This is a genomic window from Pseudomonas sp. ZS1P83, from assembly GCF_054897825.1.
The window spans coordinates 2,826,206-2,847,047 of record NZ_CM142706.1; the positions used below are offsets into that span (position 1 = coordinate 2,826,206).

25 protein-coding genes and 3 pseudogenes are annotated in these 20,842 nt (G+C 56.8%); 23 read left to right on the plus strand and 5 right to left on the minus strand.

Going from position 1 to position 20,842, the window contains the following annotated elements:
* Nucleotides 1-117 precede the first annotated feature (117 nt).
* A complete protein-coding gene (locus ACYZT0_RS13420) occupies nt 118-744 on the plus strand; it encodes a LysE family translocator (protein ID WP_462046245.1) in 627 nt (208 codons plus the stop codon).
* 73 nt (nt 745-817) lie between these two features.
* Here ACYZT0_RS13420 and ACYZT0_RS13425 read toward each other — a convergent pair whose 3' ends face one another.
* Nucleotides 818-1,117: a chorismate mutase gene (locus tag ACYZT0_RS13425; RefSeq protein WP_462046562.1), complete on the minus strand. Its 300-nt coding sequence runs from the start codon at nt 1,115-1,117 to the stop codon at nt 818-820.
* Between the two features lie 202 nt (nt 1,118-1,319).
* Here ACYZT0_RS13425 and ACYZT0_RS13430 point away from each other — a divergent pair.
* The 8 genes and pseudogenes from ACYZT0_RS13430 to ACYZT0_RS13465 all read left to right on the plus strand — a co-directional run.
* Nucleotides 1,320-1,793 (plus strand): annotated as a pseudogene (locus tag ACYZT0_RS13430) (GrpB family protein); the annotation flags it as partial.
* 377 nt (nt 1,794-2,170) lie between these two features.
* Nucleotides 2,171-3,481, plus strand: coding sequence for a flavin-containing monooxygenase (locus tag ACYZT0_RS13435; RefSeq protein ID WP_462046246.1), 1,311 nt, complete (start codon nt 2,171-2,173; stop codon nt 3,479-3,481).
* Nucleotides 3,482-3,500: 19 nt separating this feature from the next.
* The gene (locus tag ACYZT0_RS13440; RefSeq protein WP_201202981.1) at nt 3,501-3,917 is read left to right on the plus strand and encodes a RidA family protein; all 417 of its coding nucleotides are present in this window, start codon (nt 3,501-3,503) and stop codon (nt 3,915-3,917) included.
* Between the two features lie 166 nt (nt 3,918-4,083).
* Entirely contained in the window at nt 4,084-4,761 is a 678-nt protein-coding gene (locus ACYZT0_RS13445; protein ID WP_462046247.1) for a DUF1028 domain-containing protein, read from the plus strand.
* Nucleotides 4,758-5,909 (plus strand): acetylornithine deacetylase, encoded by a 1,152-nt coding sequence (argE, locus tag ACYZT0_RS13450; RefSeq protein ID WP_462046248.1) that lies wholly within the window; start codon nt 4,758-4,760, stop codon nt 5,907-5,909. The genes ACYZT0_RS13445 and argE overlap by 4 nt, the downstream gene beginning before the upstream one ends.
* 348 nt (nt 5,910-6,257) lie before the next feature.
* A complete protein-coding gene (locus ACYZT0_RS13455; protein ID WP_462046249.1) occupies nt 6,258-7,673 on the plus strand; it encodes a purine-cytosine permease family protein in 1,416 nt (471 codons plus the stop codon).
* 153 nt (nt 7,674-7,826) lie between these two features.
* Nucleotides 7,827-8,045 carry a PLD nuclease N-terminal domain-containing protein gene (locus ACYZT0_RS13460; RefSeq protein ID WP_462046250.1) on the plus strand — a complete coding sequence of 73 codons (219 nt, stop codon included), beginning with the start codon at nt 7,827-7,829 and terminating at the stop codon, nt 8,043-8,045.
* A gap of 575 nt (nt 8,046-8,620) precedes the next feature.
* The gene (locus ACYZT0_RS13465; protein WP_462046251.1) at nt 8,621-8,914 is read left to right on the plus strand and encodes a fructose-bisphosphate aldolase; all 294 of its coding nucleotides are present in this window, start codon (nt 8,621-8,623) and stop codon (nt 8,912-8,914) included.
* A gap of 206 nt (nt 8,915-9,120) precedes the next feature.
* Here ACYZT0_RS13465 and ACYZT0_RS13470 read toward each other — a convergent pair whose 3' ends face one another.
* Complete coding sequence (locus ACYZT0_RS13470; RefSeq protein WP_462046252.1) at nt 9,121-10,017, minus strand: LysR family transcriptional regulator; 897 nt, start codon at nt 10,015-10,017, stop codon at nt 9,121-9,123.
* A gap of 100 nt (nt 10,018-10,117) precedes the next feature.
* Between ACYZT0_RS13470 and ACYZT0_RS13475 the strand changes: the two genes are divergently transcribed.
* Nucleotides 10,118-10,780 (plus strand): NADPH-dependent F420 reductase, encoded by a 663-nt coding sequence (locus ACYZT0_RS13475; protein ID WP_462046253.1) that lies wholly within the window; start codon nt 10,118-10,120, stop codon nt 10,778-10,780.
* A gap of 481 nt (nt 10,781-11,261) precedes the next feature.
* On the plus strand, nt 11,262-11,435 hold the full coding sequence (locus ACYZT0_RS13480) for a hypothetical protein (RefSeq protein WP_462046254.1): 174 nt from the start codon (nt 11,262-11,264) through the stop codon (nt 11,433-11,435).
* Nucleotides 11,436-11,682: 247 nt separating this feature from the next.
* On the opposite strand, the gene ACYZT0_RS13485 is transcribed toward ACYZT0_RS13480, so the two are convergent.
* Entirely contained in the window at nt 11,683-12,591 is a 909-nt protein-coding gene (locus tag ACYZT0_RS13485; protein WP_462046255.1) for a LysR substrate-binding domain-containing protein, read from the minus strand.
* 92 nt (nt 12,592-12,683) lie between these two features.
* Here ACYZT0_RS13485 and ACYZT0_RS13490 point away from each other — a divergent pair, with 92 nt between their 5' ends.
* From ACYZT0_RS13490 to ACYZT0_RS13525, 8 genes are all read left to right on the plus strand, one after another.
* Nucleotides 12,684-13,679, plus strand: coding sequence for a DMT family transporter (locus ACYZT0_RS13490; RefSeq protein ID WP_462046256.1), 996 nt, complete (start codon nt 12,684-12,686; stop codon nt 13,677-13,679).
* 164 nt (nt 13,680-13,843) lie between these two features.
* Nucleotides 13,844-14,296 carry a GNAT family acetyltransferase gene (locus tag ACYZT0_RS13495; protein ID WP_462046257.1) on the plus strand — a complete coding sequence of 151 codons (453 nt, stop codon included), beginning with the start codon at nt 13,844-13,846 and terminating at the stop codon, nt 14,294-14,296.
* Nucleotides 14,297-14,399: 103 nt separating this feature from the next.
* Nucleotides 14,400-14,528, plus strand: a complete 129-nt coding sequence (locus tag ACYZT0_RS13500) for a hypothetical protein (RefSeq protein ID WP_462046258.1) — start codon at nt 14,400-14,402, stop codon at nt 14,526-14,528.
* A gap of 9 nt (nt 14,529-14,537) precedes the next feature.
* The gene (locus ACYZT0_RS13505; protein WP_462046259.1) at nt 14,538-15,098 is read left to right on the plus strand and encodes a toxin-activating lysine-acyltransferase; all 561 of its coding nucleotides are present in this window, start codon (nt 14,538-14,540) and stop codon (nt 15,096-15,098) included.
* A gap of 28 nt (nt 15,099-15,126) precedes the next feature.
* Nucleotides 15,127-15,318 carry a hypothetical protein gene (locus ACYZT0_RS13510; RefSeq protein WP_462046260.1) on the plus strand — a complete coding sequence of 64 codons (192 nt, stop codon included), beginning with the start codon at nt 15,127-15,129 and terminating at the stop codon, nt 15,316-15,318.
* A gap of 11 nt (nt 15,319-15,329) precedes the next feature.
* Nucleotides 15,330-15,644 carry a hypothetical protein gene (locus ACYZT0_RS13515; RefSeq protein ID WP_462046261.1) on the plus strand — a complete coding sequence of 105 codons (315 nt, stop codon included), beginning with the start codon at nt 15,330-15,332 and terminating at the stop codon, nt 15,642-15,644.
* Nucleotides 15,645-15,706: 62 nt separating this feature from the next.
* Nucleotides 15,707-15,961: a hypothetical protein gene (locus ACYZT0_RS13520; RefSeq protein ID WP_462046262.1), complete on the plus strand. Its 255-nt coding sequence runs from the start codon at nt 15,707-15,709 to the stop codon at nt 15,959-15,961.
* 20 nt (nt 15,962-15,981) lie between these two features.
* Nucleotides 15,982-16,503 carry a hypothetical protein gene (locus tag ACYZT0_RS13525; RefSeq protein ID WP_462046263.1) on the plus strand — a complete coding sequence of 174 codons (522 nt, stop codon included), beginning with the start codon at nt 15,982-15,984 and terminating at the stop codon, nt 16,501-16,503.
* 122 nt (nt 16,504-16,625) lie between these two features.
* Here the strand turns inward: ACYZT0_RS13525 and ACYZT0_RS13530 are convergent.
* Together ACYZT0_RS13530 and ACYZT0_RS13535 are read right to left on the minus strand one after the other, a co-directional pair.
* A pseudogene (locus ACYZT0_RS13530) lies at nt 16,626-16,856 on the minus strand (dipeptidase); the annotation flags it as partial.
* A 249-nt stretch (nt 16,857-17,105) separates the two neighbouring features.
* Nucleotides 17,106-17,645 (minus strand): TetR/AcrR family transcriptional regulator, encoded by a 540-nt coding sequence (locus ACYZT0_RS13535; RefSeq protein ID WP_462046264.1) that lies wholly within the window; start codon nt 17,643-17,645, stop codon nt 17,106-17,108.
* A 2-nt stretch (nt 17,646-17,647) separates the two neighbouring features.
* Between ACYZT0_RS13535 and tnpB (ACYZT0_RS13540) the strand changes: the two genes are divergently transcribed.
* The 4 genes and pseudogenes from tnpB (ACYZT0_RS13540) (at nt 17,648) to tnpC (ending at nt 20,687) form a co-directional block, all read left to right on the plus strand.
* Nucleotides 17,648-18,007, plus strand: coding sequence for an IS66 family insertion sequence element accessory protein TnpB (gene tnpB / locus ACYZT0_RS13540; RefSeq protein ID WP_076962084.1), 360 nt, complete (start codon nt 17,648-17,650; stop codon nt 18,005-18,007).
* 17 nt (nt 18,008-18,024) lie between these two features.
* Nucleotides 18,025-18,687: pseudogene (locus tag ACYZT0_RS13545) on the plus strand (transposase); the annotation flags it as partial.
* Between the two features lie 87 nt (nt 18,688-18,774).
* Nucleotides 18,775-19,134 carry an IS66 family insertion sequence element accessory protein TnpB gene (gene tnpB / locus ACYZT0_RS13550; protein WP_076962084.1) on the plus strand — a complete coding sequence of 120 codons (360 nt, stop codon included), beginning with the start codon at nt 18,775-18,777 and terminating at the stop codon, nt 19,132-19,134.
* Nucleotides 19,135-19,151: 17 nt separating this feature from the next.
* The gene (gene tnpC, locus ACYZT0_RS13555; RefSeq protein WP_462044750.1) at nt 19,152-20,687 is read left to right on the plus strand and encodes an IS66 family transposase; all 1,536 of its coding nucleotides are present in this window, start codon (nt 19,152-19,154) and stop codon (nt 20,685-20,687) included.
* Nucleotides 20,688-20,842 lie beyond the last annotated feature (155 nt).

Genomic DNA, 20,842 nt, shown 5'->3' on the forward strand with positions numbered 1-20,842 from the left:
TGCAACCGTTCGGCACACATATTCTCAATTGCAGTGGCTTTGACTTTGCAACCTGGTACGGGCACAGTCTGGTGCAACGTGAGGATGGATGCCTCGGTGAGGCTTAAGGAGAATGCCGTGTTTGCGAGCAATATTTGGCTAGCCTATACTGCCGCGTGCTTGCTATTGGTACTCGCACCAGGCCCGGACAATCTGCTGGCCGTAGGCCGAGGACTCAGTCAGGGCAGGATAGCCGCTATCGTATCGGGCATGGCATCTGGGGCGGGAATTCTCTTTCATGTGGCAACCGCTTCGCTAGGACTGACGTTGCTTATGCAGACGTCCGCAGTTGCCTTCTGGGTCGTCAAGCTTATCGGTGCCGGTTATTTACTTTGGCTTGGCATAAAAGTCCTACGCTCTCGTAACCTGATTAGCTTCCAGCCAGCGACTCGGCAATCACTGCCGAGCATTTTCCTAACGGGATTACTCTCGGCAGCACTCAATCCGAAGCCGGGTTTTTTCGTCCTTGCTTTCATTCCGCAGTTCGTCGACCCACAACGCGGCTCAGTGAGCGTGCAGATGCTGGTGTTCGGCATATGGTTCGCCGCACTTACGGCAGTGGGATTCGCACTTATGGGTGTATTTGCCACTGCACTGTCCCGATTTTTGCGTCAGAGGCCACGGCTGGTAAATGGCCTGAACGTAGGGGCAGGACTCACCTTCGTTGCTTCGGGAGTATCAATAGCGGCGCTCAGCCAAAAATAGGATCCGTGTATAGGCGTCGCGGGGCTAAGATTCTAGCCTCGCTGAGCCTCGGTGATTATGAAAGCTGACGACTTTAAGATTTATCTTTCAGGGCTGAGTGAGTTTTCAATTCTTCGTCAATGAATGCAGAGATCATGGCTCTGTATACCCGCTCCACGACGTCAGGTGAGGCACCGGAATCGTTTGCCATTCCGCGCACTTTGCTGATGACCTGTTCAACCCGCGCTGGAGCGCGCACATCATCAGTAGTTTTCTTGAAGGCCGCCGCCTGGGTGACGAGGTTGCCGCGCCTGGCGAGGAGTGCAACCACATCGCGGTCGATGTGGTCTATGTGCTGACGAACTTCTTCGATTGATGTGCAACGTACTTCCATATAAATATCTCCTTTTAAGTAACCGGGGTGCGTCAGTTTTGCCGCATAGGACATTAGTGAGGAGCACTTTATAAGTCCACCGCGAGAACCGATCAATCCCGGATCCGGCCTTCGCTGTTGGCTCCTTCACCGCCAGTCAGCGCGCACGTACAGTTTCGGAGTTTCCATATTGCCAAGCCCGCGGATACAAGGAAGAAGCACCATGGCGCTAACTAGCAAGATTTCCCCCTATGACAGTAGCTGGCCCGCGCTCTTCCTATGCGCCAAAGGACAGATCGAGAAGGCGTTTGGCACTGAGCTTGTTGCCATCCATCATGTCGGAAGTACCGCCGTTCCCGAACTCGCAGCCAAGCCAGAGATCGACCTCCTGATCGAGGTTGCGCAACATCGAAACGAATCCGCCCGAGACAACGTCATGCGTGGACTAGGGTTCGCACGAGCCAGCGATCTATCGCCAGGTCACCACTTTTATCGTCGCGATGTCGAGGGTGTGCGAACTCATAAAGCCCACGTTTGTATCTCCGGCCACGGTCAAATCGAAAGAATGCTCCGCTTTCGTGATCTGCTAAGGGACGACCCTATGATTCGCCAGCGGTATCAAGACTTGAAACTTGAGCTGGAAGCGAGCAACACCGGCGGCATCGGTGAATACTTGGCACAGAAGGCTCCCTTTATCGACGAGCTTATGGGGTCGATCTCGATTTTGGATAACGTTGATAAAGACCGTCGCCGAATACTCCAATGTCGCTTAGAGGTCCTCACCGACTTCCGCTCCATGCGGGAGGCGGCTGAGCAAATCGGCGAGGATCTTAAGGCAGGCCCGTCGCTTGTCGTTCGAGCTGTCCATTAGCCATGGGGTATGTTCGGAGGAGTGCTTCCGCTCGACCCGCCGACGAGCATGAAGCCGATGCCAGCGCCTAGCGCTCTGCATCAGTTATTTATACTCAAATGCCAGCTTAATAATATTTTACCGATACCAGGGTGATCCCTAGTCTTGACCCCAAGAAATGGCAGGCCGTTACCGACCTAAATCCAACTTCGAAGGGTATAGAGATGACCATTGAAAAAATAAAAACAGATACGCTGATTGTTGGCGCCGGTCAGGCTGGCGTGGCCATGAGTGAACACTTGAGCAAACTCGGCGTGCCGCACCTGGTGCTGGAGCGCAACCGTATCGCCGAGCGCTGGCGCACCGGGCGCTGGGATTCGCTGGTGGCGAATGGGCCTGCCTGGCACGATCGTTTTCCCGGTCTTGAGTTCGACGACCTCAGCCCCGACGGCTTTGCCCCGAAAGAACGTGTAGCCGATTACTTCGAAGCCTACGCCAAGAAATTCAACGCCCCCGTCCGCACCGGCGTGGACGTGCTGAAGGTTGAGCGCAATGTCGGTCGGCCGGGCTTCTCCATCGAAACCTCCGAAGGCGTGATCGAGGCCAGCCGCGTGGTGGCCGCTACCGGACCTTTCCAGCGGCCGGTTATCCCGCCAATCGCGCCCAAAGATCAGCCATTCCTGCAGATCCACTCGGCCGATTATCGCAATCCAGCGCAACTGCCCGAAGGCGCTGTTCTGGTGGTCGGCGCAGGTTCGTCGGGCGTGCAGATTGCCGATGAATTGCAACGTGCCGGCAAGAAGGTTTACCTCTCGGTCGGCGCCCACGATCGCCCTCCCCGCGCTTATCGCAACCGTGATTTCTGCTGGTGGCTGGGTGTGCTCGGCGAATGGGATCAGGCGGCCATGAAACCCGGCCGGGAACACGTCACCATCGCTGTCAGCGGTGCGCATGGCGGCCGCACGGTGGACTTCCGTGGTCTCGCACATCGCGGCATGACACTCGTGGGTCTGACCCAATCGTTCAACGGCGCCGTGGCGACCTTCCAGTCGAACCTTGGCGACAACCTGGCACGCGGCGACGAGAACTATCTGGCCCTGCTCGATGCCGCCGATGCCTACATCGAGCGCAACGGCCTGGACCTGCCGGAAGAACCTGAAGCGCGCATTACCTTTTCCGATCCGGAATGCGTGACTAACCCGATTCTTGAGCTCGACCTGGCCAAGGCCGGCGTGACTTCGATCATCTGGGCCACCGGTTTTGCCACGGACTACAGCTGGCTCAAGGTTGATGCCCTCGACGCCAACGGCAAGCCGCAGCACCAGCGCGGCGTGTCGAGCGAGCCTGGCGTGTATTTCCTCGGCCTGCCGTGGCAGTCGCGTCGCGGCTCTTCGTTCATCTGGGGCGTTTGGCACGATGCCAAGTACGTGGCTGATCACATCGCCATCCAGCGTTCGTACCTCGACTACCACGATGCGGCGCAACGCGAGGCTGAATCCGCCCCGGTCGCCCATAAAACAACTGTCAGTGCTTAAGACTTTTCAGGAGCTTCAAATGTCCACGCCAACCCATACCCGTATTCGCATGTTCAACACCAAAGAAACCTACCCAAACCAGAGCCTGGACAACGACCTGTGCCAGGCCGTCCGGGCCGGCAACACCGTTTATGTTCGCGGTCAGGTCGGCACTGATTTCGAAGGCAAACTGGTAGGCCTCGGTGATCCGCGTGCGCAAACCGAGCAAGCCATGCGCAACGTCAAACAGTTGCTGGAAGAGGCCGGCAGCGACCTTAGCCACATCGTCAAAACCACGACTTACCTGATCGATCCGCGTTACCGCGAGCCGGTGTATCAGGAAGTGGGCAAGTGGCTTAAAGGGGTGTTTCCGATTTCGACCGGGTTGGTGGTGTCGGCATTGGGGCAGCCGCAGTGGTTGATGGAGATTGATGTGATTGCGGTGATTCCTGAGTAAGGAAATAGACCGAGGTGCGGCCTTCGCGAGCAGGCTCGCTCCCACAGTAGATCTTCAATGGCCACGGATTTGTGTAAGACAAAAATCCACATGTGGGAGCGAGCCTGCTCGCGAAGGGGCCCGCCCAGACACCCCTTTCGCCAAGGCAAACCAAGGAGCAAAACCCATGACCTTCTCCATCGCAGCCCGTTGCCCCGAAACCGGTCAGTTCGGCATTGCGATCAGTTCCTCAAGCATCGCCGTCGGCGCACGTTGCCCTTGGCTGCTGCCGGGTGTTGGCGCCGTCTCCACACAAAACATCACCTTGCCGTCGCTCGGCCCGGAAACCCTTGCCCTCATGGAGCAAGGCCTCGCGCCTGCTGAAGCACTGGACAAAGTCCTGACCCGCAACGGCTACAGCCAATATCGGCAGATCACGGCAATTGACCACCTTGGCCGCACCGCGCACTTCAGCGGCTCGCAAACCTTGGGCAACCACAATGCCGTGTCCGGCGAGCAATGCGTGGCCGCCGGCAACATGCTGGCGGATCGGTCGGTGATCGAGGCCATGGTCGAGGCGTTCGAGCAGGGCGAGGGCCAACTGACCGACCGCTTGCTGGCTGCAATGAAAGCGGCCATCGCGGCAGGCGGAGAAGCCGGGCCGGTACATTCAGCGGCGGTGGTGGTGGTCGGCGAGTTGACCTGGCCGATCATCAACCTGCGGGTGGATTGGGCGGATCACGATCCAATCGGCCAGCTTGAAAAACTCTGGGAAGCCTATCGCCCTCAGGTTCAGGACTACATCGATCGCGCCCTGGCCCCCGACAAATCCCCTGGCTACGGCGTCGCCGGAGACGACCGATGAGCAACAGCCTCGATTTGCTGAAAACGTTGGTGGCGTTCGACACCACGAGCCGCGAATCAAACCTGCACCTCATCGAGTTCGTCCGCGACTACCTCGAACGCTTCGATGTGCCTTGCGAGCTGGTCTACAACGAGCAGCGCAGCAAGGCCAATCTGTTCGCGACCATTGGCCCGGCGGATCGGCCGGGCATCGTGCTGTCGGGGCACACCGACGTGGTGCCCGTCGACGGCCAGCCGTGGACTGTTGCGCCGTTCCAGCTCACCGAGCGCGACGGCAAGTTGTACGGTCGCGGCACGGCGGACATGAAAGGCTACATCGCCTGCGTACTCGCCCTGGTCCCGTCGCTGGTGAACGCCACGCTGCGGCTGCCGGTGCACATCGCGCTGTCCTACGATGAGGAAGTCGGTTGCCTGGGCGTGCGCTCGTTGCTGGCGGAGTTAGAACAGAGACCGGTCAAACCGATGCTTTGCATCATTGGCGAGCCAACCGAGCTCAAACCGGTGCTGGGCCATAAGGGCAAACTGGCGATGCGCTGCGATATTCACGGTGAAGCGTGCCACTCGGCGTACGCCCCGCTCGGAGTCAACGCGATTGAATACGCCGCCGAACTGATCGGTGAACTGGGGCGGATTGGTAACCGGCTCAAAGCGCCTGAGCATCACGACGCCCGTTTCGATCCGCCGTTCAGCACGGTGCAAACCGGCGTGATTTCCGGCGGCAAGGCCTTGAACATCGTCCCCGCCGATTGCCGCTTCGACTTTGAGATCCGCGCCCTGCCCTCACACGACCCAAGCGAGGTTGCGCGAGAGCTGAAGACCTACGCCAAGCAGCAGGTATTGCCCCGAATGCGCGCCGTGAGTGAGCAGAGCGAGATCCGCTTCAGCGAGTTGTCGGCGTATCCCGGTTTGGCGACCGATGCTCACAGCGAAGCCGCTGAGTTGATCGCTGCATTTTCCGGTTCCCGAGAGTTCGGAACGGTAGCGTTTGGCACCGAGGGCGGTCTATTCGACGCCGCAGGAATTCCCACCGTCGTCTGCGGCCCCGGCAGCATGGATCAAGGCCACAAACCGGACGAATTCGTCAGCCTCGATCAACTCACAGCCTGCGACGCCATGCTGCAACGGATGCTCTCATCTATCTCTGACTGACGCGGTCATTGTAGGAGCGAGGCTTGCCCGCGAAGACGGCCTAACATCCAACATCATTGTCGACTGACACTCCGCCTTCGCGGGCAAGCCTCGCTCCTACAAATCTCGCGGTGTTTTTAACGATCCTGCAAGCTCCGAATCGCGAAAGAATTTGAACACCCCAAAAGCCCGCTCCCACAGGTTTTTCGGCTGCAGACCGGCATACTTTTTTTAACGTCTATACCCACAATCTTTGTAATTTATCTCTCCCCGCCCACCGCACATCATCAACTCCAACAAGAAAAGCGTCGCCCCCGTGCGGCGCTCACCGAAGTACGTCCACGTACTCAAATTGCCTTGGAGTCCGTCATGGTTACCGCTGCAACAACATCAGCCCCGCTCATCGAGAAACACACCATCGGCTATGTGCCGCCCGAAGATCGCCACGGTAAAACCCGCGACCTGTTTACCCTCTGGTTCGGCGGCAACATCGCGCCGTTGCCCATCGTCACCGGCGCCCTCGGCGTGCAAATGTTCCACCTGAACCTGGTGTGGGGCATCGTCGCCATCCTCGTTGGTCACCTGGTCGGCGGCGTGTTGATGGCGCTGCACTCGGCGCAAGGCCCGCAGATGGGCATTCCGCAGATGATCCAGAGCCGCGCCCAGTTCGGCTCCCTCGGCGCACTGCTGGTGGTGCTGATCGCCGGCATCATGTACATCGGCTTCTTCGCCTCCAACATCGTCCTCGCCGGCAAATCCCTGCACGGCGTGGTCGACAGCATGCCGGTGCCAGTAGGCATCGTCATCGGCGCCCTCGGTTCGGGCATCATCGGCATCATCGGCTACCGCTTCATCCACGTGCTCAACCGCATCGGCACCTGGGTGCTCGGCGCCGGCATCGTGCTGGGCTTCGGTTACATCTTCACCCACGTACAGACCGCCGACTTCCTCACCCGCGGCAGCTTCAACATCTCCGGTTGGCTCGCTACCGTGTCGCTAGCCGCGCTCTGGCAAATCGCTTTCGCACCCTACGTCTCCGACTACTCGCGCTACCTGCCCGCCAACGTGCCCGTGGCCGCAACGTTCTGGACGACATATCTGGGCACCGTGCTCGGCTCCAGCCTCTCGTTCATCTTCGGCGCCGTCGCCGTCCTCGCCACGCCGGTCGGCATGGACACCATGGACGCGGTCAAACTCGCCACCGGCTCCATCGGCCCCTTGATGCTCGTACTGTTCCTGCTCAGCGTCATCAGCCACAACGCCCTCAACCTCTACGGCGCCGTGCTGTCGCTGATCACCCTGGTACAAACCTTCGCCTACCGCTGGATCCCGACCGCCAAAAGCCGCGCCATCATCTCGGTCATCGTCCTCGCCGCCTGCTGCTTCGCCGCCGTCGGCGCCTCGGCCAACTTCATCGGCCACTTCGTCGACATGGTGCTGGTGCTGCTCGTCGTGCTGGTGCCGTGGACCGCGATCAACCTGATCGACTTCTACGCCATTCACAAAGGTCAGTACGACATCAACTCGATCTTCCAGGTCGATGGCGGGATCTATGGCCGGTACAACCCGCAGGCACTGTTAGCGTATGCGATCGGGATTGCGGTGCAGATTCCGTTCATGAACACGCCGCTGTATGTCGGGCCGATTTCAGAGCACATCAATGGCGCTGACCTGTCTTGGCTAGTCGGCCTGCTCATCACCTCGCCGCTCTACTTCTGGCTCGCAAACCGCGACACCGCCTACAAACGCCGCCTCTCAACCGGAAAACTGGCTAACTCGATCTAACTAAACCCCCAATCCCCTGTGGGAGCGGGCTTGCTCGCGAAGAGGCCCTGACAGCGAGCAGCCCCGCTTACGTCTCACCAACAGAACCCCAAAATTTAATGAACCCTACCCACCCTCGCTCACCTAACTGAAAGACTATTTGGAGGGTGACTAATGCAAAACGAAACAATCTGGATCGTACTGACAGCAGTTCTTTTGCTGATCGAACTGTGGGCAATCAACAGGGTGCGCAAAGCCGAAGGCAAATCGAGCAACAAACTCTTGTGGATAGTGGTAATCGTGTTTGTGCCGCTGATTGGGGTGGTGGCGTGGGCACTGGCGGGACCGAAACATACCGACCACAACCCGCACTCACCGCAGGCCAGACAATGACGTCAGATGGTGCGCGATAGCGACCTGAGAACTGCGCAATTTCAAAAGGACAAAGCCCTGATGAATCGGGGCTTTTTCGTTTCTGGCTTCCCGATCGGCGTTGGAATTGCAGAAGGCTTCGTTCGGTTGATCTTCAGCTCCGAAAATCTCGTAGGAAACCACCCTCTGTGGCGAGGGAGCTTGCTCCCGCTGGGCGGCGAAGCCGCCCCAAACCCTGCCGAACTTTTAAACATCAACCCAAACCCTGCAGCTGGCGAAGCCTGCGTTCGGCCGCGTAGCGGCCGTAAATCCAGCAAGCAAGGTCTATCTGACACTAAACAACGTCTGACACCACAACTGCTAAGCAGCCAAACAAAGTCTCCACGATCAGCCACAAAACCGGGGGTTTTCGTCCTACACCCCGTTTGCAGACACCAAAATCGCCGCTTATAGTTTGCCCCGTCACTGACAACCATCAGAGACAGGGTTTCGCAGCCCTAAAAAGAAGACACCGAGTACCGTCAGCCACGACACAGCCGATTTCTCTGTGTGAATTGGTTATGACGGTTGTGATTCATCTTTCTAGGACTAAAACCATGACAACCCAAAGCCCGCCTCGCCGCTTCACCCCCATGTCCCAATTCGCCACCGACTACCCCGTCCTCCTCATCGACAGCGACGCCCCGCTACGCGAACTCCACAACTGCGTCAGCGAACGCCTCAACGCCGTCCTCAAATACCTGCACCTCATGGCCTGCACCAGCCTCCCCGACTACGCCGAAAACGACATCAACACCGTCACCAACATCGCCCGGATCATGGTCCAGGATGTGAGCGATGTGTTTCGGGTGATTGAGCAGCGTGGGTTTGATACCTCCAAAGGCCAGTGATCGAATTTCAACCCAAAAAAACCCGCATTGATGCGGGTTTTTATTACTTGATCATGTGCTGTAGTTCTAGCTTTTGATCTGGGGGGGGCTAGATTCAGATGATTGTGACAGGCAGCAATCGGCCAAAAGCAGCCAGTCAATGAAGCAGTAGCCTGCGACCGAAATCAATCACAGGTCAATGTGGCTGAGACAACTCAAAAGCCTGCTCAAGGAGCACCAAAGCGGGCGAGCGCAGCATCGATAAATCGCCGGAGTTTGGCTGTTCTCTGACGATTGGCCGTGTAGAGCAAATGCATTTGTCGGCTCGGTGCTTCGTAATCAGCTAACAGTCGAATTAACTCGCCGTCGCGCAACGCGGGCTCAAGAAAGTCATCGGGTCCAAGGACAATCCCGAACCCGTCCAGTGCTGCCGACAGCAGTGCTTTGCTCTCGTTGACCTGCAATCGACTGACGACTTGTACCCGTTCAACTGCGGAGCCTTTGCAGAATACCCATTCGCGGTCGGCCGGCCGGGACCAATAGGCATACCCCAGACACTCATGGTTCTTCAGATCATCCGGTATTTGCGGCACTCCGCGCTCGGTCAGATAGCTCGGTGCCGCACAGGCTACCAACCGATAAGGCGCCAACGGCCTGGCAGTCAAACTGGACGCGGTCAATGGGCCAATCCTGAAAGTCACTTCATAACCCTCCTCCACCAGATCGACGAAGCGATCGGTCAAATGCAGATCGATTTCGACCTCCGGGTGTTGACGCAAAAACTCCGTCACAAAGGGCATGAGGCTATAGGAGCCGAACGTTACGGGAGCGCTGATTTTCAGTTTGCCGCGCGGGGTGTCGTTCATGATCTGCGCAAGGGAGTCGGCAGCCTGAGCCTCGCTCAAAATGTGCTTACAGCGTTCGTAGTAAGCGCTGCCCAACTCAGTCAGGCTCTGGCGTCGGGTGGTACGGTTCAGTAGCCGCGCACCTAGCCGCTGCTCAAGCGCGGAAACATGCTTGGCCACCATCTGCGGCGACAGGCCCAATCGCTCGGCGGCGCTGGCATAGGAGCCGGATTCCGCCGCCATCACAAACGCCCCCATGCTCGTCAGTCGATCCATCATTCAACACTCCTGGTAACGAGACTAAGTAGCCGATGATTATTTATCTGCCCTTGGTTGGCAATCATCATGGTTTCTTCTTACCAACCAGCGGAGCAACGACATGCGTATCGGCATTATTGGGGCAGGCTTCATCGGACGTGCAGTGGCGCAATTGGTCATCGCGGCGGGACACGAGGCGATGCTCAGCAATTCACGTGGGCCACAGACCATGAGCAGCGTGCTCAGTGGCATTCCTGGCAGTCAGGTCGGCACTATCGAGGACGCAGCACAATTTGGCGAAGTTGTACTCGTGGCAATTCCCCTTGAGCATTACCGAAGCGTGCCGGCCAAGTGGCTTGAGGGCAAAACCGTGCTGGATGCCAACAATTACTACCCGGAACGCGACGGTCACATTGCCGCTCTCGACCGATTCGAAACCACCACCAGCCGCCTGCTCGCCGAGCATCTGCCCCACTCCAGCGTGGTCAAAGTGTTCAATGCAATCCTCGCCCAGGACCTGGTGCAGGACTCGCGCCATAAAGCTGCGCCCGATCGACGCGCACTGCCGATCGCTGCGGATGATCCGGCGGCGAAAGCGCTGGTGATCAAGTTACTGGACGAGATTGGATTCGACGCGGCAGATGCGGGCAGCCTTGATGAAAGCTGGCGATTCGAACGGGCTAAACCCGCCTACTGCATACCGCTGGATAAAGAGGGGCTGAAGGTTGCCTTGGCTGCGGCCCATCGGCAGGTCGAATTGCCCGAGGGATCGTGGCGCCGCTGAATACCCACAACCTACTGGATCGAGAGAAGACTTGGAGCCGACTGAGGACAATGTCAGCTTTGGGTCGATTGCAGTCCTTCAGCTTTAGGATCCGTGGGCTCTAGAGCTGCACTCGCTGGAAATATTTACCGGGAGTCGGCTAGTCAGTGGCAATGCAAACGGCTGGTCAAGTCAATGCAATTACCCAGCCGCCTGCTGCATCAAGAAACACGACAGTACCGCCATCAAACTGACAACTGAACGGGGGCGAAAAAGCCGCCCGTACTACGCTACCCAGGAACTCGCACAGCAGGCGAAGGTTTTCTATGAGGGCATTGGAGCGTGGCTGAGTGAACAATCAACTGATTAGCTATCTCTGATGCGGGCAATGCCGATTCGTAGTAATCCAGATGTGATATCAAGAAATTTCAACTTTAATCTTTATGATCGGTCCTCTTAAAGAGGTCTAGGCACCAGACAGCACGACATTGAGGAAAGGACGATGGGCAGAACAGCGAATGATGACCGTAGCGACAGCCTGAACCCAAACAACGATGCTTACCAATCGAGCATGGATAACCACTCAGACCAGCTCAACCCAAACAATGAACGCTACCAAGGGAGCGATGATGGTGAAGATATGGATCAGGGAGACTGCTTTGAACACGGCGAGTGACAACTGATACCGACAACGCTGCCGGAAACCTTGTCGCTCACATCGAAAAGTCTAGGGCTCCCTCTGGTGGGTTGCTGCGTAATTGCAGCGCACTTGACCACCCATTTGCATTGCCACTGACCAGTCAATTGCACTTGTGCTGACCAACCGTTTGTATTCAACTTGACCAGCACACGCAGTAGTGACGACCGGCAAAGAACGGCCAGAAGCGGTTGTATCCCAGCGTCATCGATATGGAATAGAGCTTTCAGCTTCCACTACGTAATTCCTCTGCAAGCCACTCAATCAGCGCGCGCACCTCAATCCGATCTTCTGCGCCATATTGTTTAAAAACGGATATCGCTTCAGGTAAAGGGACACTTTCTACACAAGGTCTCACCAGCGCACCGCTATCAATAAGCCTCCCGGCTGTTCGGCGCCACCCCATTGCAATTCCATGCCCCTCGACGGCGGCCTGGAGCATCAAGGGGTAACTATCAAACACGGAGCCCTGAGGATAACCCTCTAATGTCTGCCCAAAGGCCTGCAACCAAGTATCCCATTCCATCAAGTGCGGTGGCGTGGCGCGATGGTGTAAAAGCGTGTGGAGGCGAAGATCGGTAATCCAGAGTGACTGTCGGGCAGTCAGGTAATGAGGACTGCACACAGGAAACACTTCATCAGCGGCGGTGAACGCCAGAGCATGCAAGCCGCTGGGGCGTCCGGTACTTTGTAAGGCCACGTCAAAATGGTCATTGAATTCAGTCAACGGTCTGGTGGATGTCGCGACCTGGATCTCGATTTCCGGGTGTAGCTGGTGAAACGTCGAAAGGCGCGGCATCAACCAATAGAACGCTTCGCACAACTGACACAGTAAAACGACACGGTTTTTGCGGGGTGATTCACGAAGGGTGACGGCACTGTCGCTGATACTTTGCAATGCGGTGCTCACCACGCGCCCTAGCTCACGCCCCTCCTGCGTCAGGAAGACTGCGCGGTTGCGGCGGCAAAAAAGCTTCAACCCAAGATTTTCTTCAAGCCCACGGATCTGGCGGCTAATCGCCGCTTGAGTGATGTGCAATTCATCGGCAGCCTTCGAAAAGCTTTCCAGTCGAGCAGCCGCTTCAAAGGGCAGCAAACTGGCAAGCGGCGGCAATGACTTCCCAAGTGTATTCATAATCAGACGTTATGCATCCAAGACCGAGAACTCGTTTGTAGCATACCCTTGGCGCTGTGCAACATGAGCTGAATACCTCGCGGATATGCCTGATGATCATTGCTCACTCAAACATCATCGCCGGAGTGACCCTTGCCGTGGTCGCGACCCTGAGCTGGGCTCTTAATTTCATAGCCCCCTACGTCACGGGCGCCTACAGCATCTATGATTTGATGGTTATCCGGTTTCTGATCGCGGGTGCGCTGGGTGTGGTGGTCATGGTGCTCTGTCGCGCCCAGCTACGGTGCCTGCGTCGCAACCAGCAATTTCTCGCCGCCGGTCTGGGCGTGATCGGATACCTCGGGTACAGCACCTGCATTGCCGCTGGTGTTATTTTTGGCGGCCCCGTGCTGACTCCAGCGTTTATTGGCATGGTGCCAGTCTTTTTGGCATTGCTCAGCAACGCCACGAAAAAAACGCTTCCATGGCGCAGACTGATGATACCGCTGACATTTTTGACTGGCGGGCTTGTGCTGACGAACATCAGTAGTATCAATCAACCCATTGCGGGCCACGGGTCGTGGCTGATGGGATTGATTTTTTCTGTCTGCGCCGTTGTCTTGTGGCTCGCATTCAGCTTGCTGAACCAGAGTGCCCTGGAGAAACTCCCGGCCAATGCGTCAGGTATCTGGACAGGCCTCATGATGGCCGGTGCCGGAATGGGCACCGTGTGCTTGTTACCGGTTGTGCACGCGCTAGACCTTCTCAAGCTGCCAATCCTTGGTTTCAGTGTTTCCTTGGCAGGACATCTGTACGTCTGGGGCCTGGTTATTGCGGTGATGTCCTCACTCGCCGGAGCCTGGGCATGGAACGCAGCGTCCCATCGCCTTCCTATGGTGCTTTCTGGACAACTGATATCCCTTGAATCACTGTTCGCTACATTACTCGGCTTGCTGTTTCAAAGTCGGCTGCCAACACCTTTAGAAGCATCGGGCCTTGCTGCCGTTCTCGCCGGTGTGGTTATGGCTGTTCGTATCATCCTGACTTCGATCGATAACCCACCAGGCACGATAGAAAAACTGACTTCGTTTGCTCCTGATAGTCGTTAACCGGTACTGGAAGCGGGCGAAAGAAGATAACCATAATTGGATTTAGCTGACCGTTTTTGTCGATTGAAGCCCTTCGTGACGGGCAGCACTCGGCCAAAAAGAGACAGTGGACATTACCCACGCCAAGGCGCTAGCGTCAGCCCCTTCAATTCGAGGGCTACACCATGGATGCTATTGCCGACTACTCAAATGAACACCATCGCCGTTGCGTCGTGGAACTCTGGGAAACCGTATTCGGTTACGAAACCGCGCATAACACCCCCAGCCTTGCTATCGACAAAAAACTGGCCGCAGCGGATGGTCTTTTCTTTGTGGCCCTGTCAGGAAATGAAGTTGTTGGCACCGTTCTCGCGGGATACGACGGCCATCGTGGATGGTTGTATTCGGTGGCGGTGCACCCGTCGCACCGCAGAAAAGGCATAGGGATGAATCTAGTCCGTCATGCAGAGGGTGCTTTGACGGCGCGAGGGTGCATGAAAATCAATCTGCAAATCGTCAGCTCAAATGAAAGTGTCAAAACCTTTTATGAATCTCTGGGCTATTCGACCGAACCCCGCATCAGCATGGGGAGGAAGATCGAGTCGAATATAGTGATGCCTGAAGAGAAGTCCTGGTGAGTGTCCGCTATGGGTCGTTTGCAGCCCTTCCCGACAGGCAGCAACCGGCCAAGAGCGGACATTCATACCGCTCCGAATTACTACCTCGGCACTGGCCGGCTACGTGGTGGGGCTGCGCGGTGGCTACCGTCAAGTGTCTTACGACGTGTTTGTCGGTCAACCCATCAGCAAACCCAAGGGCTTCGAGACCGCCAGCACCACGGCAGATTTCAGCCTGACGTGGTCCCTGTGAGGATTTGCCATGCAACTCGATAACCTTGAGCTGATGGCGCCGGCTTTCAGCGAGGAACCCTGGAACGAGGCTCAAGCCCTGGGCGCCGCCGTGTGGTTGTGGATGCATTCGGCGGCCCATCGCGATGCGCCGTTGCACGCATTGAACGCTCTACTGTTGCCGGCCATCGCCAACCGCCAGTTCATCATTGGCTACGAACAAGGGCGCCCGGTGTTGTATGCCTCCTGGTGTTGGTTCAGCGCCGACAGCGAACAGCGGTACCTGCAAAACCCTGCAATCAGCCTGCCTTCGGACGACTGGAACAGCGGCGATCGGTTGTGGTTTCTCGACTGGGTTACGCCTTTTGGCCACAGCGCACGCCTTGCACGCCTGATACAACGCCATTTTTTTGCCGACGGCCGCTTCAGTGCTCTGTATCACCGGGGCAATGAGCGCGGGTTGCGGATAAAGCGCTTTCAAGGTGCCGGTCTGCTGCATGCGCAGTCACGTATTACCGCAGTCGCCAGGCCGCTCAGCCGTCACCGATCCCACCGAACGCACGAAGATGGTCCTGAAATACGAGGTCCATAACTATGATCCGGTTGGCAGGTTGTTCTTCATGGGTAATAACCCAGATACGGGTGGCGTTATTCCTGAGGGGCGTAATTTGCTCAAGGAGTTGGGCAATGTCTTCACCGGCGCCACCACGATGCATAGCTGTTATGGCAACGGTGAGGCTGCTTGCATGAGGTACTGGACCGGCATGAAAGACAATAAGCCTGTGTTAGTCCCTGTCAGCCCTAGAAAATAAGGAAACCTTCAATGTGGCTTAAACCTGTTGCATTTGCGGTGTTGCTGTTACCGCTCGTCACGGCCTGTTTCGGCAAACCTTTTCAGCCTCCTACAGCAGAAGCCGACCTATGGGAAAAGCCCGGTGCGAGCAATAAGGATGTCTTCGCATCCATGTTGGCTTGCGGTTCAAAGAACGGCTCCGGCATCGATCCCAACGCTACCCTCGAACAAAAAGCAGAGCGCTTCGAGTGCATGAAGCGCGCTGGCTACACCCGGCGCGACGGCTTTGATCTCTGTGCGCTGGACACCCGGCATGAGCTTAAAGCCTGTGAGTCCGCGCGCTGAAGCCGCAAAAATACCGCCCCGTTCCGAAGGTGTCGACATTGAAACCTATAGGGAAATCACCTGTGAAATATGCAATCTGCGCCACCTTGTTACTTTCACTGAGCGGCTGCTTGACGATGTCGGGTGAATACACCGTGACGGCCCACGACGCTTCCGGCGCACAAATAAAAAAGCTCGGCACCTTCGTCGCCGAGGGCCATAACATTTACCCCGTACGCAATGCCTTCTGCCTCAACGCGCCAGGGGCTACGGTGATTATTCGTGACAACAAGACCGGTGAGGAACTGCGCGGCGAGAGCCCTTATCACTGCCGTTAAGCCCTGAGGAAAGGATTTCCATGAGAACGCTTCTGATAGCAGGCATGGCGTTGGCCGTGAGTGGCTGCGGCAATATTTCCAATATGCGGGCCTACTCCACGCCCTACGTCGAACCCGCGACGGGCGACACCGCGCGCTTGCGCGTCATTACCAACGGCATGGCACGCGGCGTGCCGGGGCGCGATTGCATTGATTGGCGCGTTCCCGGTTCGGGGGTGATGGCCGTGTCCGAATCAGGCTTTGCTGACCAGAATAATGGCCGCCGCCTGGGGATGCCCGAGAGTAACCGCCGGGTAGAAGGGCAAGCGCTGGCGCGTACGGAACTGAAGGTGCCAGGGGATAAGCCCTTCGCCATGAATTTTCAGAGTGAGGGCCATGTTTCCGCTGGCTTTTCCTATAGCTGCCAGAAAACCTTTCGTTTCACCCCAAAGGCGGGCCAGGACTATGAACTGATCCTGTTGGACGGTGGCCAGTGCCTGGTCGCGTTGCAGCGCTTGAACCCAACCGGAAAACCTGAGAGCGAGCCTGTTGAGAATGTGTAATGCACTGGATGCCTTTTAGCTCAGTACGTCCGCGTGCATTGCAGCAAAGGCATCTTTAACAAAAACGCCGATCAGTGATCGATAGGCGTTTTTTTGCATGGTGACAACAGTCCTTTCGCTGATCAGAGCTTCGGCAACTGCCCCACACGCCCTATCATTTCTATGACGATCTGCATGTTCAGCAGGGACTGGTCGACCGTCTTGAATTCACCGTCGATGTGCCTGGTGTACTTCACCTCCGGACGAGCCAGGCCGAATTGCACGCCATTGAGCAGTTCATGCACGGAAGTGGCGCCGGCCTAGGTGTTGAATGTGTATTCCATGCCTAGGTTCTCGCTGGCCACGGCCGACAGGGTCCCTCCTGTCGTGACCGGCAGAGAGGTGGCCGACTGCGACCTGTCGCGACCAGCAGAAGCTGGCTGCTCTCTGCCGGTCACGACAGGCAGAAAACGGCCAGAAGCGGTCATCGAGTGGCTACGAAATTAGGGGCGATTCAGTCTGTAACTCGGGCGATGAAAGACTACACCGCTTTCTCTTGTACTGATCCAGGCCAGGCAGGCACGCGACCTCTATTTATTCAGTTACCCAATTTAGCTCATGACTTAGGCCCGCCACGGTGGAAGAGCCCCTTCGAAAAGTGAAAAGGCTCGATGCAGGAAACTGTTGAAGCGAGCGGCATCACGCCGCAGCCCTGCCTGTTGACCTCCAATCAGGCACAGATGGGCCACCAGACCAATTACTTCTGCTTCGCCTGGCACATGGACCAAGCGGCGGCACGTCCGTATCGCGAAGTCCAGTCGTCTTGTGTCAACACGCTGCTGGAACTCGCCTACCAACGGATCGTGCAGCGACCAGGCTCGGATGGAAGCTTCCCGCCCAGGTTGTTTCTCAGCGGCAATACTCAAGTAGCGTTTCAAGGTTTCGCCCGCGCTACGACCCTGCGCTGCATAGGCGAGCATGCGCCCCGTGTAGTCTTCTTCCCAAGCGGTCAGCAAGGTGCGGACAAAGTCTTCGCGATTGCGGAAATGGTGATAGAACGATCCGCGGGTCACATTCAATCGTAAGCGATCCACCGTACCCACATTCAAAGCCGCCAGTTGAAGCCTGATGCTGTGCTCTTGATCTCTTTCAGGAGCTCGCAACCATGATGCGTCCCGACGCCAAAGTCGAAAAAGTTTATCTGTACCCCAAACCCGTGGACTTCCGAAAATCCATCGACGGCCTGTCCGCCCTCGTCGAATTGGATATCAAGGTCGCGGTGTTCGATCCCGTGCTTTTCGTTTTTCTGAATCGCCACCGTAATCGAGTAAAAATCCTCTATTGGGAGCGCAACGGCTTTTGCCTTTGGCTCAAGCGCCTGGAGTCCGAACGTTTCAAAACATCACCTGAGCTCAGCGATGAAGCTATCGTGCTGAGCGTGCAAGAGTTGAACTGGTTACTGGACGGCTTTGACCTCTGGCGCAACCGCCCACATCAAGTTTTAACCCCTCGATTCGTCGCCTGATCGGATATAATCCGGGCATGAATTTGATGCCCGAAATGCTCCCTGATGATCCTGTTCTGCTCAAGCAAATGCTTGTGCAGATGCTCAGTGAGCGTCAGTTGGACAAGGGCCAGATTGTTGATCTGAAAGAACAGATCAAGTTGCTACGTGACCGTTTATTTGGCCGCAAATCCGAGCAGACGGTCGACGCTGAGACACCGCAATTGGCGCTGTTCAACGAAGCCGAAAGCGTTGCCGTGCTGGAAGAAGGTATTGCTGAAGACGAAGAAGTCGTTGCCCCGACCCAGCGCCGCGGTAAACGCAAACCGCTATCCGCCGACCTGCCGCGCATTGAAGTCATCCACGAACTGCCCGAACACGAACTGACTTGCCTTTGCGGTTGCCGCAAACACGTCATCGGCGAAGAAACCAGCGAACAGCTGGAAATCGTGCCGATGCAGATCCGCGTCATCAAACACATCCGCAAGGTCTACGCGTGCCGTGGTTGTGAAACGGCACCGGTCACTGCTGACAAACCGGCACAACTGATCGAAAAGAGCATGGCCAGTCCCAGCGTCCTGGCGATGCTGCTGACCACCAAATACGTCGACGGTTTGCCACTGTATCGGTTCGAAAAAGTACTTGGCCGACACGGCGTCGATATCCCCCGACAAACCTTGGCGCGCTGGGTGATCCAGTGCGGCGTAAGCGATCCACCGTACCCACATTCAAAGCCGCCAGTTGAAGCCTGATGCTGTGCTCTTGATCTCTTTCAGGAGCTCGCAACCATGATGCGTCCCGACGCCAAAGTCGAAAAAGTTTATCTGTACCCCAAACCCGTGGACTTCCGAAAATCCATCGACGGCCTGTCCGCCCTCGTCGAATTGGATATCAAGGTCGCGGTGTTCGATCCCGTGCTTTTCGTTTTTCTGAATCGCCACCGTAATCGAGTAAAAATCCTCTATTGGGAGCGCAACGGCTTTTGCCTTTGGCTCAAGCGCCTGGAGTCCGAACGTTTCAAAACATCACCTGAGCTCAGCGATGAAGCTATCGTGCTGAGCGTGCAAGAGTTGAACTGGTTACTGGACGGCTTTGACCTCTGGCGCAACCGCCCACATCAAGTTTTAACCCCTCGATTCGTCGCCTGATCGGATATAATCCGGGCATGAATTTGATGCCCGAAATGCTCCCTGATGATCCTGTTCTGCTCAAGCAAATGCTTGTGCAGATGCTCAGTGAGCGTCAGTTGGACAAGGGCCAGATTGTTGATCTGAAAGAACAGATCAAGTTGCTACGTGACCGTTTATTTGGCCGCAAATCCGAGCAGACGGTCGACGCTGAGACACCGCAATTGGCGCTGTTCAACGAAGCCGAAAGCGTTGCCGTGCTGGAAGAAGGTATTGCTGAAGACGAAGAAGTCGTTGCCCCGACCCAGCGCCGCGGTAAACGCAAACCGCTATCCGCCGACCTGCCGCGCATTGAAGTCATCCACGAACTGCCCGAACACGAACTGACTTGCCTTTGCGGTTGCCGCAAACACGTCATCGGCGAAGAAACCAGCGAACAGCTGGAAATCGTGCCGATGCAGATCCGCGTCATCAAACACATCCGCAAGGTCTACGCGTGCCGTGGTTGTGAAACGGCACCGGTCACTGCTGACAAACCGGCACAACTGATCGAAAAGAGCATGGCCAGTCCCAGCGTCCTGGCGATGCTGCTGACCACCAAATACGTCGACGGTTTGCCACTGTATCGGTTCGAAAAAGTACTTGGCCGACACGGCGTCGATATCCCCCGACAAACCTTGGCGCGCTGGGTGATCCAGTGCGGCGAACACTTGCAACCGTTGCTGAATTTGATGCGCGACCGATTGCTGGAAAGTCCGGTGATCCACTGCGACGAAACGCGGGTACAAGTGCTGAAGGAACCGGATCGAGATCCGACCAGCCAGTCTTGGATGTGGGTCCAAGCCAGCGGCCCGCTTGAGCGCCCGGTTGTCCTGTTTGACTACACCACCAGCCGAGCGCAGGAGGTGCCGTTGCGCCTGCTTGCCGATTATCGCGGCTACCTGATGACCGACGATTACGCCGGCTATAACGCCTTGGGCGCGCAGCCAGGTGTCGAGCGTTTGGGCTGCTGGGCGCATGCGCGACGTAAGTTCGTCGATGCGCAAAAAGTGCAGCCCAAGGGTAAGACCGGGCGAGCCGACATCGCGCTGAACCTGATCAATAAACTCTACGGCATCGAGCGCGAGCTCAAAGAGGCCAGCGACGACCAGCGCTTTAGCGCTCGACAGGAAAAAAGCCTGCCGGTACTCGCAGAACTAAAAAGCTGGCTGGAGAAAACCCATCCCCAGGTGACGACGCAAAGTGCCTTGGGCAAAGCCGTCGGTTATCTGGCCAGCAACTGGAGCAAGCTTGAGCGTTACACCGAGGCTGGCTTCCTGCCCATTGATAACAATAGGGCCGAGCGAGCGGTAAAACCCTTTGTGATCGGTCGCAAAAATTGGATGTTCAGCGACACGCCCAAGGGCGCGACGGCCAGTGCGCAGATCTATAGCCTGGTCGAAACTGCCAAAGCCAACGGCCAAGAGCCCTATACGTGGCTGCGCGACGTACTTGAACGCCTGCCACAAGCTACTTCGGTAGAAGACTTCGAAGCCTTGCTGCCGTGGAACTGTTCCCCGACTATCTTGCGCTAAATGCACACATCGGTTTTTTGCCATGTGTGGTTTATGGGTCGCTTACATTCAATCGGCGCGATAGACTCTCGGCCGAAACGCCAATATGCCCTATTTGGTCGAGGGCCTCAAAGCCAGCCGCGACCCAATGGTTACGAGTTAGTTTTCTCACGAGT